Source organism: Myxococcota bacterium (assembly GCA_035498015.1).
Lineage (GTDB): Bacteria > Myxococcota_A > UBA9160 > SZUA-336 > SZUA-336 > VGRW01.
This window is the reverse complement of sequence record DATKAO010000178.1, coordinates 15,056-30,416: the sequence shown is the minus strand read 5'-3', so window position 1 is coordinate 30,416 and position 15,361 is coordinate 15,056. Positions and strand designations below refer to the sequence as shown.

Genomic DNA, 15,361 nt, shown 5'->3' with positions numbered 1-15,361 from the left:
TGCCGATCCCCGAGCTCACCGAGGAGCGCCGCAAGGAGCTCGTGAAACAGGTCAAGAAGCTCGGCGAGGACCACAAAGTCGGCGTGCGCAACGCGCGCCGCGACGCGATCGCCATGGTCAAGGAGTTCCAGAAGGACGGCGACCTCGCCGAGGACGACGCGCACCACCTGACCGACAAGGTCCAGAAGCTGACCGACGACTTCATCGCGCAGATCGACAAGGCGGTGGAGGCGAAGGAAGCAGAGCTGTTGAAGGTCTGACTCACCCGTGTCGAAGCTCGACCCGCGCAAGATCCCGCGCCACGTCGCGATCATCCCGGACGGCAACGGCCGCTGGGCCGAGGCGCGCGGGCTGCCGCGCGTGGCCGGCTACCGCAACGGCGCCGAGATCGTGCGCGAGGTCGTGCGCGGCGCGCACGAGCTGGGAATCCAGTGGCTCACTTTCTACGCGTTCTCGACCGAGAACTGGAAGCGGCCGAGCGAAGAGATCGACGCGATCATGGCGTATCTCGAGGAATTCATCCTGCGCGACGCCGACGAGCTGGTGCGCAACGGCATCCGCGTCGACGCCATCGGGCGGCTGCAGAGTCTCTCGCCGAGCATCCAGTCACTCCTGCACGGGCTCATGGCGCGCACCGAGTCGAACGACGAGATGCGGCTCACCTTCGCGCTCTCGTACGGCGGGCGCGCCGAGATCGTCGATGCCGTGCGCTCGATCGCGCGCGCGGTCGAGGCCGGCGTGCTCGAGCCCGAGGCCATCGACGAGAAGTGCGTGCAGGCCAACCTGTACTGCAAGGACATGCCGGACCCGGACCTCCTGATCCGCACCGGCGGCGAGCACCGCATCTCGAACTTCCTGCTCTGGCAGCTCGCCTACACGGAGTTCTTCACCAGCGACGTGCTCTGGCCCGACTTCAACAAGTCGAAGCTGGTCGACGCGCTGTGTGCGTTCCAGCAGCGCGAGCGCCGCTTCGGCCGGACGCCCGCCCAGCAGCGGGACGCGGAGTCGTGAAGCGGCTCGCGCTCCTGGGCGCCACGGGCTCGATCGGCACGCAGACGCTCGACGTGGTGTCGCGCTTCCCCGAACGGCTGCGAGTCACTGCGCTCTCGGCGGGCCGCTCGATCGACCTGTGCGTGCAGCAGTGCAAGCAGTTCCGGCCCGAGGTCGTGTCGGTCGCGCGCGCCGAGGACGTGCCGCGCCTGCGCGAGGCGGTGGGCGACCCGAAGCTGCGCATCGTGTCGGGGCCCGAAGGGCTGCTCGAGGTGGCGACTCACGACGCGGACCTCCTGGTCGGCGCGCTGGTCGGCTCGGCGGGTCTCGCGCCGGTGGTGGCCGCGCTGCGGCTCGGCCGCGACGTGGCGCTGGCGAACAAGGAAGTGCTCGTGACCGGCGGCCCGCTGGTCATGGCCGAGGCGCGGCGCGCGGGAGCGAAGCTCCTGCCGCTCGACTCCGAGCACGTGGCGATCGCCCAGTGTCTCGCGGGTCATCCCATGAGCGCCGTGAAGAAGATCTGGCTCACGGCCTCGGGCGGCCCGTTCCGCAAGGCCGACCGCGCGACCCTGGCCGCGGCCGGCCCGGAGCAGGCGCTCAAGCACCCGAACTGGGACATGGGCGCGAAGATCACCATCGACTCGGCCACGCTCATGAACAAGGGCTTCGAGGTGATCGAGGCGCGCTGGCTGTTCGATCTGCCGGTCGAGCGCATCGGCGTGCTCGTCCACCCCGAGAGCATCATCCACTCGTTCGTCGAGTACGCCGACGGCAGCTGGCTCGCGCAGCTCGGAATTCCCGATATGCGCATTCCCATTGCTTACACTCTCGGTATGCCGGAACGGTTCCCCCTGCCGGACCTGCCGCCCCTCGATCTGCTCGCGCTGGGCGCGCTCCACTTCGAGGCGCCCGATCCCGAGCGCTTCCCGGCGCTGCGCCTGGCCTTCGAGGCGCTGGCGGCGGGCGGCACCGCGCCCGCGGCGCTGAACGCCGCGAACGAGATCGCCGTGGCGGCGTTTCTGGCGCGCGAGATTCCGTTCACGGCGATCGCGGAAACGGCCGAAGAGATCCTGGCAACCCTGCCCGTGCTGCCCGGTTTGTCGCTGGAGGAGATCGCCGAGGTCGACGAGCGGGCGCGCGCGCGTGCGCGGCGGCGGATCGAGGAGAGACTGCATTGAACCTGCCAGCGCTGGTCGATCACCTGGTTCCGTTCGTGCTGCTCCTGGGCGTGCTGATCTTCATCCACGAGCTCGGTCACTTCGCGGTGGCCAAGTGGCTCGGCGTGAAGGTCGAGAAGTTCTCGATCGGCTTCGGGCCGTCCTTGTTCGCGCGGCGCGTGGGCGAGACCGACTACGTGATCGCGGCGCTGCCGCTGGGCGGCTTCGTGAAGATGCTCGGCGAGATTCCGGGCGAGGAGCTCGCGCCCGAGGAGGTGTCTCGCGCCTTCAACGCCCGGCCCGTGTGGCAGCGCATCGCGATCGCGCTGGCCGGGCCGGTGATGAATCTCGTGCTGCCGGTGTTCCTGATCGCCGCGATCCTGATGACCGGCCTGCCGACGCTCACCTCGCGCGTGGGCACCGTGGTGCCGGGCTCGGCGGCCGCCCGCGCGGGCATCCACGACGGCGACCGGATCGTCGCGGCGGGCGGTGAGTCGCTGTGGCGCTGGATCGACCTGCAGGAGAAGCTGCAGGCGTCGGGCGCGCCGGGCATGCCGCTCACGATCGAGCGCGCGAACGGCGAGCGCGCAGAAACCACGCTCGTGCGCGAGAAGGACGACGGCGGCGCCTGGAAGGACATGGGCCTGCAGTGGCAGGTGCCCGAGGCGGTGGTCGGCGTGACCGGCCCGCAGACCCCGGCCGCGCTCGCCGGTCTGGAGACGGGCGACCGCGTGACGGCCGTGAACGGCGCGCCGGTGTCGAACCTGCGCGAGCTGCGCCAGCAGGTCGCGGCGGCCAGGCCGCCGCTCGAGCTCGACCTCGAGCGCCCGCTCGACGGCCAGACCGAGAAGATCCACGTCACGCTGCGCGGGGCGTCTGCGCCGGGCGGCGACCATCCGCTCGAGTCACTGGGTCTCGCGCCCGTGGGCGTGAGCCTGGGCAAGGTCCATCCCGACACTCCGGCCGCGCGCGCGGGCCTGCAGGCCGGCGACGTGGTGTTGAGCGTGGGCGGCGACCTGGTCTCGGGCGTCGAGCGCGTGCGCGACCTGATCCGCAACAGCGGCGGCGAGCCGCTGGCCTTCGTGCTGCTGCGCGACCACAAGCTCGTGCAGCTCGAAGTGACTCCCGCCGCCGGGCCGGACCGGAACGGTCAGTCCGCCGGGAATCACTACCAGATCGGCGTCGAGCTCGGCCTCTCCGACGTGGGCGCCGAGTACAAGGACGACGTGGTGCGCAACCCGTTCCTGGCGCTGGGCCGCGGCGTGGCGCGCACTGCGGACCTGTTCGCGATCATCCTGGGCGGCATCTTCCAGCTGATTACCGGCTCGGTGGGCATGAGCAGTCTCTCGGGCCCGATCGGAATCGGCGAGATCGCGGCCGACGCCTACCAGACCTCGTGGACGCAGTTCGTGTGGCTCATGGCGCTGATCAGCGTGAACCTCGCGATCCTGAACCTCTTGCCCATCCCCGTGCTCGACGGCGGCCAGATCGCGCTCGCCGCCGCGGAAGGCATCAAGGGCAGCCCGCTGCCGGCACGCGCGCGCGACATCGCGCAGACCGTCGGCCTGTCGCTCATCCTCCTGCTGATGGGCGTGGCGTTCTGGAACGACATCGCCCGGCACTGGTCGGGCGTGGTGTCGTTCCTGACCGACCTCGGCTGAGCGCCGCATGCTGCTGGCGCTCGAGACCTCCGCGGAGCGCGGAGGGGTGGCCCTGTTCGAGGGCGGCGAGTCACTCGGCGAGGCCGACGTGCCGGAGCGCGAGCGGCACGCCGCGAGCCTGCTCGTGTGTCTCGACGGCTTGCTCGCGCGCGTGGGCCGCCGGCTCGGCGAGGTCGACCGGATCGCGCTGGCCATCGGCCCCGGGTCGTTCACCGGCCTGCGCATCGGGCTCGCCACCGCGCTCGGGCTCGCCTTCGGCACGCCCCGCAAGCTCGTGCCCGTGCCCACCCTGGCCGCGCTCGCGTTCCAGGCGCGGGTCTCGGGTCTGTGCGCGCCGCTGCTCGACGCGCGCCGCGGCGAGGTCTACGCCGGGCTCTACGATGCCGACGCGAACCCGGTGTTGCCGGATGCCTGCGCATCGCTGGGCGACTGGGTCGCGACGCTCCCGGCCGAGGTGCCGATCGCCCTGGTGGGCAGCGGCGCCCGGCTGTATCGCCGCGCCCTGGAAGCGGCGCTGGGCTCGCGGGCGCGCTTTCTCGACGCCGTGGGCGACCTCACCGCACGCTCCGTGGGTGCGCTCGGTCACCGGCTCTCGGCGGCCGGTGCCGATGTCGAGCCCGAGAAAGTCGAGCTGCGCTATCTGCGCCGCGCCGAAGCCGAGGCCAAGCGCTTGGCTTTACAGGGGAATGGCGAACCCATACCCTTGGCTCGCCCCCGATAAGGCCGCGGAATTCCAGTCTCTTTCTCGGCCTCCCCAGAGGAGAACTGTCGCCATGCGCGTGTACTACGACAAGGACGCCGACCTCGCGCGACTGGAGGGCAAGACCGTCGCGATCCTCGGCTACGGCAGCCAGGGCCACGCCCACTCACTGAACCTGCGCGACAGCGGCGTCGACGTCGTGGTCGGTCTGCGACCCGGCTCGCCCACGGTGAAGAAGGCGCAGGCCGAGAAGCTGCGCGTCTTGTCGATTCCCGACGCGGTGGCGAGCGCCTCGGTCGTGATGATGACCTTGCCTGACGAGACCATGGCGCAGATCTACGAGAGCGAGATCCGCCCCAATCTCAAGCCCGGCGCGTATCTCGCGCTGGCGCACGGCTTCAACTTCCACTTCGGCTGCATCAACCCGGCCGAGGGCGTGAACACCTTCATGGTGGCGCCCAAGGGCCCGGGTCACCTGGTGCGCGACGCCTACGTGAAGGGCGGCGGCGTGCCGTGTCTCGTGGCGGTCGACCGCGACCCTGCGGGCAACACGCTCGAGGTCGGGCTGGCCTACGCCAAGGGCATCGGCGGCGGGCGCGCCGGCATCATCCAGACCACGATCCGCGAGGAGACCGAGACCGACCTGTTCGGCGAGCAGGCCGTGCTGTGCGGCGGGCTGACCGCGCTCATGCAGGCCGGCTTCGAGACGCTGGTCGAGGCCGGCTACGCGCCCGAGATGGCGTACTTCGAGTGCATCCACGAGGTGAAGCTGATCGTCGACCTGATCTACGAGGGCGGGATCTCGAACATGAGATACTCGGTCTCGAACACCGCCCGCTTCGGCGACCTGACGCGCGGGCCGCGCGTCGTGACTGCCGAGACCAAGGCGGAGATGAAGCGCATCCTGGGCGAGATCCAGTCGGGCCGCTTCGCCAGTGAGTGGCTGCAGGAGGCGCGCGTCGGCAAGCCGGTGTTCACGGCGCTGGGCAAGCTCGGCGAGGAGCACCCGGTCGAGAAGATCGGCAAGGAGCTGCGCGCCATGATGCCCTGGCTGCGCGAGCACCGGCTGGTCGATCGGAGCCGCAATTGACCCCGGCCCACCGCGAGGCTTTCCGCGAGCGGCGGCGCCGCCGGCGCGCCGGGCGCCGCGAGCGCCGGCGCGCGGTGTATCTCCTGCCGAATCTGATCACCTCGACCGGGCTCATGCTCGGCTTCTGGTCGATCACGCTCTCGATCCGCGGCGAGTTCGAGAAGGCGGCGCTGGCGATCGTGCTGTCCATGGTGTGCGACATGCTCGACGGCCGCGTCGCGCGTGCGACTCACTCGCAGAGCCGCTTCGGCGTCGAGTTCGACTCGCTCTCCGACCTGACCGCGTTCGGCCTGGCGCCGGCGCTGCTCATGTACAACTGGACGCTCTTGCCGCTCGGCCCGCGCGGCTGGCTGGTCGCGGGGCTGTTCGCGCTGTGCGCGGCGCTGCGGCTCGCGCGCTTCAACGCCAAGGCCGACGACTCGACGCAGAAGCACTTCCAGGGCATTCCCTCGACCTTCGCGGGCGGCATGGTCGCCGCAACGGTCTGGTTCGTCGGCTCGTTCGATCTGACGCCGCCGTTTCCGCGCGCGCTGGGCTTCGCGATCACCTCGTTCTTCGCGCTGCTCGCGCTGCTCATGGTGAGCACGATTCCGTACCCGAGCCTGAAGGTCGTGAAGATCGAGGGCCGGAAGGCTTATCCGGCGCTGGTCGCGATCCTGGTGTTCCTGGTGATCGTGCTGCTCAACCACGAGACCATGTTGTTCGCGATCGGCGTGGCCTATCTGCTCTCGGGCCCCGTGGTCTGGTGGCGCGAGCGCCACAAGCTGCCCGAGCCCGAGGCCGAGCACGAACGGGAGTCAGTCAGCGATGTCCACTGAACGCGTGCTGATCTTCGACACGACGCTGCGCGACGGCGAGCAGTCGCCCGGCTGCAGCATGAACCTGGAAGAGAAGCTGGTGATGGCGCGCCAGCTCGAGAAGCTGGGCGTCGACGTGATCGAGGCGGGCTTCCCGATCGCCTCGCAGGGCGACTTCGACGCCGTGAAGGCGGTCGCGGCCGCCGTGCGCCGGCCGATCATCTGCGGCCTGGCGCGCACCTCCGACGAGGACGTCGACCGCGCCTGGGAGGCGCTGCGCGAAGCCGCGCACCCGCGCATCCACGTGTTCATCGCCACCAGCGAGATCCACATGCGCGACAAGCTGCGCATGTCGAAGGAGAAGGTGCTCGACGAGGCCGTGCGCTCGGTGACCCGCGCGCGCAGCTACTGCGAAGACGTGGAGTTCTCGGCCGAGGACGCCACGCGCAGTGACTGGGAGTTCCTGGTCGAGATCTGCAGCCGCGCGATCGCCGCGGGCGCGCGCACGCTGAACATCCCGGACACCGTCGGCTACACCACGCCCTTCGAGTACTCCGAGCTCATCACCTACCTGCGCCAGCGCGTGCGCGACGCCTATCTCGCGCGCTTCTCGGTGCACTGCCACGACGACCTGGGCATCTCGGTGGCGAACTCGCTGGCGGCCATCCGCGCCGGCGCGCGCCAGGTCGAGTGCACGGTGAACGGCATCGGCGAGCGGGCGGGCAACACCGCCATGGAAGAAGTGGTCATGGCGCTGCGCACGCGCGGCGAGTTCTTCGGCGGCTGCGACACGGCCATCGTGGGCAAGGAGATCTACCCGACCAGCCGCCTGCTCTCCTCGGTGATCGGCGTGCCCGTGCCGCCCAACAAGGCGGTGGTGGGCGACAACGCGTTTGCGCACGAGGCCGGGATCCACCAGCACGGCGTGCTCGCGAACCGGCTCACCTACGAGATCATGACGCCCGAGTCGGTGGGCCGTGCCTCGACGGAGCTCGTGCTCGGCAAACACTCGGGCCGGCACGCGTTCGGCGAGAGACTCCGCGAGCTGGGCTTCGACCCGGAGCGCATCGACTTCAACTCGGCCTTCAAGCGCTTCAAGGACCTCGCCGACGCCAAGAAGGTCGTCTACAACGAGGACATCGAGGCGCTGGTCACCGACCAGATGCTGCGCGTCGAGGAGCTGTACAAGCTCGAGAACATGCACGTGGTCTCGGGCACCTTCGCCACGCCGACCGCCACGGTCGAGATGGAGGTGAAGGGCGACCGGCGCAAGGTGGCGGCCATGGGCACGGGCCCGGTCGACGCGATCTTCTCGGCCATCGATCAGGTCAGCGGCGCCAAGGTGAAGCTGCTCAAGTATCTCGTCTCGGCAGTCACCAGCGGCATCGACGCCCAGGGCGAGGTCTCGGTCACGCTCGAGCAGGACGGCCTGCGCGTGATCGGCCAGGCGGCCGACACCGACGTGCTCGTGGCTTCCGGGAAGGCCTACGTGCACGCGCTGAACAAGCTCGAGCAGCGGCGCAAGCTGGGCGTCTCCGGCTCGCTCAAGGGCGTCTGACGTGCCGCGCGTGCTGGTGTTGCCGGGAGACGGCATCGGGCCCGAAGTGACTGCCGCGGCGGTCGAGGTGCTGCGGCGGGTGGCGCCCGACGTCGGGCTCGAGCAGGCGCTGATCGGCGGCTGCGCGATCGACCGCGAGGGCGCGCCGCTGTCCGACGCGACCGTGGCGCGCGCCAAGGCCTGCGGCCTGGTGCTGCTGGGCGCCGTGGGCGGCCCGAAGTGGGACAAGCTGCCGCCCGCCACGCGGCCCGAGCGCGGGCTTCTGCGCATTCGCAAGGAGCTCGAGCTCTACGCGAACCTGCGCCCGGCGACGGTGCTGAAGGCGCTGGGCGACGCGAGCCCGCTGCGCCGCGAGTGCGTCGAGGGCGTCGACTTGGTGGTGGTGCGCGAGCTCACCGGCGGCATCTACTACGGCGAGCCGCGCGGCCGCGCCGACAAGGACGGCGTGCGGCGCGCGCTCAACACCGAGGTGTACGACGAGCACGAAGTGAGTCGCATCGCGCGCGTGGCGTTCCGCACCGCGCAGGGCCGCAAGAAGCTGGTCACGAACATCCACAAGGCGAACGTGCTCGAGGTGTGCGCGTTCTGGAACGAGATCGTCGAAGAGGTCGCCCGCGAGTTCCCCGACGTGCGGCTCGAGCACCAGCTCGTGGACTCGGCGGCCATGGTGCTGCTGCGCGACGCGCCGAAGTTCGACGTCTTGCTGTGCCCCAACATGTTCGGCGACATCCTGTCCGACGAGGCCGCGATGATCACCGGGTCACTCGGCATGCTGCCCTCGGCCAGCCTGGGCGACGCGGGTCGCGGCCTGTTCGAGCCCATCCACGGCAGCGCGCCCGACATCGCGGGCCAGGACAAGGCCAACCCGCTGGCGGCGATCCTGTCGGTCGCCATGCTGCTCGACCACGGACTGTCTCGCCCCAAGGACGCCGCCCGCGTGCGCCGCGCGGTCGAGTCGGTGATCGACGCCGGCTACCGCACGGGCGACCTCGGGCGCCAGCCGGGCCAGACGCTGCTGGGCACGCGCGCCATGGGCGAGCGGGTGCTGGAGGCGATCGTTTCGTGAGTGCCACCGGGCCCCGCGTCGCGCTGCTGGGTGCCACCGGCGCCGTCGGCGCCGAGATCCTGCAGGTGCTCGAAGAGCGCCGCCTGCCCATGCGCGAGCTGCGCGCCTACGCCTCGGCAGACTCGGAAGGCGAGGAGCTCGAGTTCCGCGGCGAGGTCACGAAGCTGCGGCGCGTGCGCGTCGAGGACATCGCCGCCTGCGAGCTCGTGATCTGCGCCGCGCGCAGCGCGCTGCCGGAGCTCCTGCCCGCGCTGCGCCGCAGCAGCGCGGTGGTGATCGACGTGAGCGGCGCGCTCGAGGCCGATCCCGAGGTGCCGCTGTTCCTGCCCGGAGTGACTCCTGCGCTCGACGCGGTGCAGAGGCCGCTGTTTCTCGCGGTGCCGCGCGGAGTCGCCGTCGGCCTCGCGGTCGCGCTGACGCCGTTCGCGCGCGCCGGCATCCTGCGCCGCGCCACCGCGGTCACGCTCGAGTCCGCCTCTGGCGCCGGCATCGCGGGCGTGGGCGAGCTCACCGAGCACACCGTGCAGGTGCTGAACCGCATGAGCGGCGAGCGTTCGGAGTCCGAGATCTTCGGCCAGTCGCTGGCGTTCGACTGCCTGCCGCAGATCGGGGCGCTCGAGCCGGACGGAGACACCACGGACGAGCTCGGGCTCGCGCGCGTGCTGCGGCGGCTGGTGTCCGGTGACCTGGCGTTCGAAGTCACGCGCGTGCGCATCCCGACCCTGGGCGGAAGCCTGGCCGCGGTGCATGCGGAGCTTTCAGAGCCGCTCTCGCGGGACCAGACCCGCGCGCTGCTCGCGGCCCAGAAGGGCGTCGCGATCCTGCCCGAGAGCGAGCTCCCGACCCCGCGCGCCGCGCTGGGTCACGACGACGTGGCGATCGGCCGCCTGCGCGCAGCGGGGGGCCGCGCCGCCTTCGTGCTGGCGCTGAACGACCTGCGCCTGGGTGCGGCACTGGGTGTGGTGGGCGCCGCCGAGGCCGCACTGCGCTAGCCGTGGCGAGCGGAGGGCCCGAAAGACTCTTCGCGGCGCTGCTCCTCGCGACCGGCATCGCCCTGGCCGGCTGGCTGGCCGGCGAGGGCTTCGCGCGCGCTCGCGCCTCGGAGCACTTCGTGACCGTGAAGGGCACCTCGGAGCGCGACGTGTCCGCCGACGTCGCGATCTGGCCCATGCGACTCACCGCGTCGAGCAACGACCTGGAGACGGCGCACGCCAGGCTCGAAGACGGCCTCGCGAAGGTGCGGGAGTTCCTGACCCGCGAGGGCGTCGATCTGGGCGACAGCCGCGTGCAGGGCTTCTCGGTCAGCGACGCGAACGCGCGCGAGTGGGGCACGAACAACGCCAAGGCAGACCGCTTCGTGCTGCAGGAGACCCTGGTCGTGCGCTCGCGCGACCCCGACCAGGTGAACGCCGTGAGCGCGAAGATCGGCGAGCTGGTCGGCGCCGGCGTGGTGCTGAGCGGGGGCGAGCCGATCTACGTGTTCACGGGGCTCGCGGAGCTGAAGCCGGCGATGATCGCCGAGGCCACCTCGCGCGCGCGAGAGGCCGCGGCGCAGTTCGCCAAGGACTCCAAGACCCGGCTCGGCCCGATCCGGCGCGCGAACCAGGGCCTGTTCGAGATCCTGGCGCGCGACGCCACGCCGATCACCCCGGAGTCGAGTCAGGTACGGAAGACGGTGCGGGTCGTGACCACCGTCGACTACGTGCTCGAGTGACTCCCGGCGAGTTCGAGCTGTTCGAGGCGCTGCTCTGGGAGCCGGCGGCGGGCTACTTCCTGCTCGAGCGGCATCTGGCGCGGCTGGCGGCCTCGGCGAGTCACTTCGCGTTCGCCTGCGATCCGGCGGCCGTGCGCGCGCGGCTGGCGTTGTTCGCAGAGGGCCTGCCCGGCGAGCCGCGCAAGGTCCGGCTCGAGCTGTCGCGCGACGGCTCGGTGTTTCTCGAGCACGTCGACCTCAAACCGAGCACGCTCGTGCAGCTGCCGCTGGCGTGCGATCCGGTCGATTCGCGCGACGAGTTCCTGCGCCACAAGACCTCGCGCCGCGCCGTCTACGACGCGGCGCTGCGTGCGCGGCCCGGCGCGAGCGACGTCCTGCTCTGGAACGAGCGCGGCGAGCTGACGGAGACCTGCGCCGGCAACGTGGTGCTCGAGCTCGACGGCCGGCGAGTCACTCCGCGCGCCGACTCGGGGCTCCTGCCCGGCACGTTCCGCGCCGAGCTCCTGGAGCGGGGTGAGATCGCCGAAGCCGTCGTGCCGCTGAAGGCGCTGGAGCGCGCGTCGCGGCTGTTCTTCGTGAACTCGGTGCGGCGCTGGTGCCCGCTGGCAGTCACGGACGGCTCGTGACCTTCACCCAGCGCCTGCATCCGGGCATCCGCGCGGGCGAGATCACCTGCAGCGTGCGCATCTGGCAGCGCCCGCGCGTGAAGGTCGGCGGGCGCTACGCGTTCGAGGACGGCGCGATCGTGGTCGACTCGCTGCGGCGCATCGACCTGTCCGAAGTCACCCCCGCGCTCGCCAAGCGCTCCGGCTTCGCGGGCGTGGTCGACCTGTTGAAGGTCGCCAAGCACGGACGCGGCGAACAGGTCTATCTGGTCGGATTCCACTTCGAGCCGGGCAAGCGCCGGTGAGCCTGCTCGGGCTCGCGCTCGCCTTGCTCGGGCCGTTCGGGCTCGCGCTCGCGGGCGAGGGCCGCCGGCCGGCGGGGCTGGGACAAGCGCTGTGCGGCGAGGCGCTCTACCTGGCACTGATCGGCGCCGTGCTGTGGATCGCGTTCGTGCCCGCGGGACTCACTCCGCAGGCGCTCGGGCTCCGGCCCTTGCGCTGGCAGGCCGTCGCCTGGGGCGGCGCACTGCTGGCCTTCTTCCAGTACGCGTACGCGCCGGTCGTGGTGCTCGGCCTGCGCAAGCTCCGGCTCCCCGGCTTCGAGGGCGGGCTCGAGAAGATGCGCGGCCTGCCGGCCTGGTATCTCGTGCTGGCGGTCTCGATCGGCGCGACCGCCGAGGAGCTGCTCTACCGCGGCTACGCGATCGCGCAGCTCGAGCAGCTCGGCGCGAGTGTCTGGCTGGCGGCGCTGCTGCCGCTCGTGGTGTTCACGTTCGCGCACGTGCCGCTGTGGGGGCTCGCGCCGGCGCTGACCACGTTCCTGGGCGGGGGCGTGTTCACCCTGTTCTTCCTGTGGCAGTGCGATCTCGCGCCCAACGTGATCGCGCACGTGGCGACCGACCTGGTGGGCATCGCGCTCGCGCGCCGCGCGGGGGCGGCCGAGCGTCACACCGAGCTTCGCTGAGTCCCGGGCCTGGAACGTGAGTTGGCGCTTCATGGCAGCGTGATGAACCCGAACCTCTTGAAGCTGGCCTGCGCCTCCGGCTTGCGCAGATACTCGACGAAGCGCGCCGCGCCCTCGCGCGCGCCCTGGGTGACCGCGACGGGGTAGACGATCTTCAGGTGACTGCTCTCGGGGAACGTGTCGACCACGCGCACGCCCTTGTCGACCTGCGCGTCGGTGCCGTACACGATGCCCAGCGGCGCCTCGCCGCGGGACACGAACGCGAGCGCGGTGCGCACGTTATCGGCGCGCACCAGCCGGTCTTCCACCTCGCTCCACACGCCCAGCGACGTGAGCGCCGCGCGCGCGTAGCGGCCCACGGGCACGTACTCGGGATCGCCCGTCGCGAGCTTGCCGGTGCCGAGCGCCTGCGCGAGCGCGAAGTGCGGCGCGATCGTGAGCTTCACGTCGCTCGAAGCCGGCGCGATCAGCACCAGCCGGTTCCCGAGCAGGTCGCTGCGCGTCGCCGGATCGACGAGCGCTCGGCCCTGCACGTAGTCCATCCACTCGACGTCGGCCGACACGAACACGTCGGCGCGCGCGCCGGCTTCGATCTGGCGCGCGAGCGCGGAGCTCGCGGCGTAGGAGCACTTCACCGCCTGGCCGGTGTCTCGCGTGTAGCTCGCGGAGATCTCGTCGAGGGCGTTGGTGAGCGAGGCCGCGCCGAAGACCAGGAGCTCGGGGGCGTTCTGTGCGCGGGCGGGCAGCGCGAGCCCTGTGACCGCGAACGCAACCACGAGCGCCGCGAGCAGCGTGGGTCTCGTTATGTTCATCGGTATACGACGATACACGGCGCGCGCTTCGAAGTTCAACCGGATATCATGGAGGCCTCATGGCCAAGCGCTCGATCGACGTGCGCCTGCGGATCGACCTCGCGCCTTCGGGCTCGGTCGGACCGGGGAAGATCGCGCTGCTCGAGGCGATCGACGCGACCGGCTCGTTGTCACAAGCCGCGCGCGATCTCGGCATGAGCTATCGCCGCGCCTGGGGGCTGCTCGACGACCTGAACCACTCGCTGCGCGAGCCGGTGGCCGCGGCCAGCGCAGGCGGCGCCGGCGGCGGCGGAGCGGCGCTCACCGAGTTCGGGCGCGAGCTGGTCGCCACCTATCGCGCGGTCGAGCGCATCGCGGTGAAGGCGGCGAAGCGCCGCTTCTCCGCTTCCGCCAAACGGGAGAAGCCAGTCACTCGCGCGTTGCGCCGGCCGTTGAGCCGCCGGAACGCGAAGGGGCGATCGGCCAAGCGCGCGACGCGGCAGCGTTGACCAGCGCGAACACCTCGCGCCCGGGCGCGAGCTCGGCCGCCGACCCGGCGCCCGCACGCGCCAGGAGCAGTGCGCCCCCGACGTCGACCTCGACGAGCAGCGACGCATCGCCGTTCCCGAGCAGCGCCCGGATCTTGCCCGGCAGCACGTCCGCGACCAGCCCCCCGGGCGGGCGCTCGAGCGCGAGCCATACGTCGCGCGCCAGAAGATGCACGCGCACGCGCTCGCCCGCGCGCACCCCGGCGAGCGAGAGCGCCAGCGACCCCGCGCCGAGCTGCACGCGCACGCGTCCCGGTCCGGCTTCGCCGGTGACCCGTCCGTCGACCACCGCGCCGGTCGCCTCGGGCCCCACGATCGCGCGCAGCGCGGGCGCGCGCGACAGCTCCTCGATCCCGCCCTGGGCGGCGATACCGCCGCTCTCGAGCACCACGACGCGGTCCGCGAGCTGGACGACCTCGTCGAACTGGTGACTCACGTACACGATCGGCACGCGCAGCTCGCGGCACAGCCGGTCGAGATACGGCAGGAGCTCGGCTCGCCGCGCCAGGTCCTGGGCGGCCAGCGGCTCGTCGAGCAGAAGCAGGCGCGGCTGGGAGAGCAGGGCGCGGCCGATCGCGACCCGATGGCGCTCGCCACCCGAGAGACCGGCGGGCCGGCGGGACAGGAGCGCCTGCAAGCCCAGCAAGTCCACCACGTCGTCCATGCCGATGCGCCGCGAGTCACCCGGCGCGCGGCGCGCGCCGTAGCGCAGGTTCCCGAGCACCGAGAAGTGCGGAAACAGCCGCGCGTCCTGGAAGACGCAGCCCACGCGGCGCCGCTCGGCCGGCACGTTCACCCGCGCCGCGTCGTCGAAGAAGGCCTCTCCATCGAGCGAGATCCGCCCGGCCGCAGGAGTCAGGAGGCCCGCGATCGCGTGCACGAGCGTGGTCTTGCCACAGCCCGAGCGCCCGAACAGCGCCGTGACTCCCGGCGTCGGCGTCTCGAACGCCACGTCGAGCGCGAACTCACCGCGCAGCACGCGCGCGCGCACCGACAGCACTAGGCGCCCAGCCGCCTGCGCGCGAGCCGCGCGATCGCCTCGGCCGCGAGCAGGCCGAGCACGCCCAAGCCGAACGAGATCGCGGCCAGCCGCGCCGCCACGGCATCGCCGTCGGGCGTCTGCAGCGCGGTGTAGAGCGCGAGCGGCAAGGTGCGCGTCTCGCCCGGGATGTTCGAGACGAACGTGATCACGGCGCCGAACTCGCCCAGGCCCGCGGCGAACGCGGTCACCGCGCCTGCCAGGATCCCCGGCATCATGAGCGGCAGCGTGATGGTCGCGAAGCGATCCCACGGGCCCGCGCCCAGCGTGCGCGCCGCGTCCTCCAGCCCGCGGTCGACGTGCTCGAGCGAGATGCGGATCGCGCGCACCATGAGCGGGAAGGACATCACCGCGGTGGCGAGCGCAGCCCCGGCGCGCGTGAACACCAGCTCGATCCCGAACGCGCGCGACAGGAACCCGCCGAGCGGCCCGCGCGCGCCGAACAGCACGAGCAGGATGTAGCCGACCACCACCGGCGGCAGCACCAGCGGCAGGTGCACGAGCGCGTCGAACAGCGTGCGGCCCGGGAAGCGCCGGCGCGTGAGCAGCCACGCCACCGCGATCGCGAGCGGCAGGCTGGCTGCCACGCTGCGCAGCGCGACCGAGAGGCTCAGCCGGAGCGCCTCGAGCTCGGGTCCCGAAAGTGAAAGCCAGTTCGCTATGTCCCGCAGGATATGACGA

General features: G+C 71.6%; 18 protein-coding genes. 15 read left to right on the top strand and 3 right to left on the bottom strand.

Translation table 11 applies throughout. The features are described 5' to 3' along the window. The 14 genes from VMR86_15940 to VMR86_15875 all read left to right on the top strand — a co-directional run. On the top strand, window positions 1-260 hold a 260-nt coding region (locus VMR86_15940; GenBank protein ID HTO08539.1), incomplete at its 5' end, for a ribosome-recycling factor. Window positions 261-267: 7 nt separating this feature from the next. Beyond that, window positions 268-1,011, top strand: coding sequence for an isoprenyl transferase (locus tag VMR86_15935; protein HTO08538.1), 744 nt, complete (start codon window positions 268-270; stop codon window positions 1,009-1,011). Further along, window positions 1,008-2,168, top strand: coding sequence for a 1-deoxy-D-xylulose-5-phosphate reductoisomerase (locus VMR86_15930; GenBank protein ID HTO08537.1), 1,161 nt, complete (start codon window positions 1,008-1,010; stop codon window positions 2,166-2,168). Before VMR86_15935 ends, VMR86_15930 begins: the two co-directional genes overlap by 4 nt. Continuing rightward, a complete protein-coding gene (rseP, locus tag VMR86_15925) occupies window positions 2,165-3,808 on the top strand; it encodes an RIP metalloprotease RseP (GenBank protein ID HTO08536.1) in 1,644 nt (547 codons plus the stop codon). The genes VMR86_15930 and rseP overlap by 4 nt, the downstream gene beginning before the upstream one ends. 7 nt (window positions 3,809-3,815) lie before the next feature. After that, window positions 3,816-4,529 (top strand): tRNA (adenosine(37)-N6)-threonylcarbamoyltransferase complex dimerization subunit type 1 TsaB, encoded by a 714-nt coding sequence (gene tsaB, locus VMR86_15920; GenBank protein ID HTO08535.1) that lies wholly within the window; start codon window positions 3,816-3,818, stop codon window positions 4,527-4,529. A 52-nt stretch (window positions 4,530-4,581) separates the two neighbouring features. After that, on the top strand, window positions 4,582-5,598 hold the full coding sequence (gene ilvC, locus VMR86_15915; protein HTO08534.1) for a ketol-acid reductoisomerase: 1,017 nt from the start codon (window positions 4,582-4,584) through the stop codon (window positions 5,596-5,598). Further along, window positions 5,595-6,416 (top strand): CDP-diacylglycerol--serine O-phosphatidyltransferase, encoded by an 822-nt coding sequence (pssA, locus tag VMR86_15910; protein ID HTO08533.1) that lies wholly within the window; start codon window positions 5,595-5,597, stop codon window positions 6,414-6,416. Before ilvC ends, pssA begins: the two co-directional genes overlap by 4 nt. Continuing rightward, window positions 6,406-7,953 (top strand): 2-isopropylmalate synthase, encoded by a 1,548-nt coding sequence (locus VMR86_15905; GenBank protein ID HTO08532.1) that lies wholly within the window; start codon window positions 6,406-6,408, stop codon window positions 7,951-7,953. Before pssA ends, VMR86_15905 begins: the two co-directional genes overlap by 11 nt. Before the next feature lies 1 nt (window position 7,954). Next, entirely contained in the window at window positions 7,955-9,019 is a 1,065-nt protein-coding gene (leuB, locus tag VMR86_15900) for a 3-isopropylmalate dehydrogenase (protein HTO08531.1), read from the top strand. Beyond that, on the top strand, window positions 9,016-10,011 hold the full coding sequence (locus VMR86_15895; GenBank protein ID HTO08530.1) for an Asd/ArgC dimerization domain-containing protein: 996 nt from the start codon (window positions 9,016-9,018) through the stop codon (window positions 10,009-10,011). Before leuB ends, VMR86_15895 begins: the two co-directional genes overlap by 4 nt. A gap of 2 nt (window positions 10,012-10,013) precedes the next feature. Continuing rightward, window positions 10,014-10,733, top strand: a complete 720-nt coding sequence (locus tag VMR86_15890; protein ID HTO08529.1) for an SIMPL domain-containing protein — start codon at window positions 10,014-10,016, stop codon at window positions 10,731-10,733. Beyond that, a complete protein-coding gene (locus VMR86_15885) occupies window positions 10,730-11,359 on the top strand; it encodes an aminotransferase class IV (GenBank protein HTO08528.1) in 630 nt (209 codons plus the stop codon). Before VMR86_15890 ends, VMR86_15885 begins: the two co-directional genes overlap by 4 nt. Beyond that, entirely contained in the window at window positions 11,356-11,643 is a 288-nt protein-coding gene (locus tag VMR86_15880; GenBank protein ID HTO08527.1) for an ASCH domain-containing protein, read from the top strand. Before VMR86_15885 ends, VMR86_15880 begins: the two co-directional genes overlap by 4 nt. Continuing rightward, a complete protein-coding gene (locus VMR86_15875) occupies window positions 11,640-12,302 on the top strand; it encodes a CPBP family intramembrane glutamic endopeptidase (protein ID HTO08526.1) in 663 nt (220 codons plus the stop codon). Before VMR86_15880 ends, VMR86_15875 begins: the two co-directional genes overlap by 4 nt. Before the next feature lie 29 nt (window positions 12,303-12,331). Here VMR86_15875 and modA read toward each other — a convergent pair whose 3' ends face one another. Further along, window positions 12,332-13,114 carry a molybdate ABC transporter substrate-binding protein gene (gene modA / locus VMR86_15870; protein HTO08525.1) on the bottom strand — a complete coding sequence of 261 codons (783 nt, stop codon included), beginning with the start codon at window positions 13,112-13,114 and terminating at the stop codon, window positions 12,332-12,334. Window positions 13,115-13,173: 59 nt separating this feature from the next. On the opposite strand from modA, the gene VMR86_15865 reads away from it, so the two are divergent. Beyond that, window positions 13,174-13,602, top strand: a complete 429-nt coding sequence (locus tag VMR86_15865) for a LysR family transcriptional regulator (GenBank protein HTO08524.1) — start codon at window positions 13,174-13,176, stop codon at window positions 13,600-13,602. Here the strand turns inward: VMR86_15865 and modC are convergent. Then, window positions 13,523-14,641 (bottom strand): molybdenum ABC transporter ATP-binding protein, encoded by a 1,119-nt coding sequence (gene modC, locus VMR86_15860; GenBank protein ID HTO08523.1) that lies wholly within the window; start codon window positions 14,639-14,641, stop codon window positions 13,523-13,525. The two genes, VMR86_15865 and modC, sit on opposite strands and share 80 nt — an antisense overlap. After that, window positions 14,641-15,354, bottom strand: a complete 714-nt coding sequence (gene modB, locus VMR86_15855; protein ID HTO08522.1) for a molybdate ABC transporter permease subunit — start codon at window positions 15,352-15,354, stop codon at window positions 14,641-14,643. Before modB ends, modC begins: the two co-directional genes overlap by 1 nt. Between the last annotated feature and the right edge of the window lie 7 nt (window positions 15,355-15,361).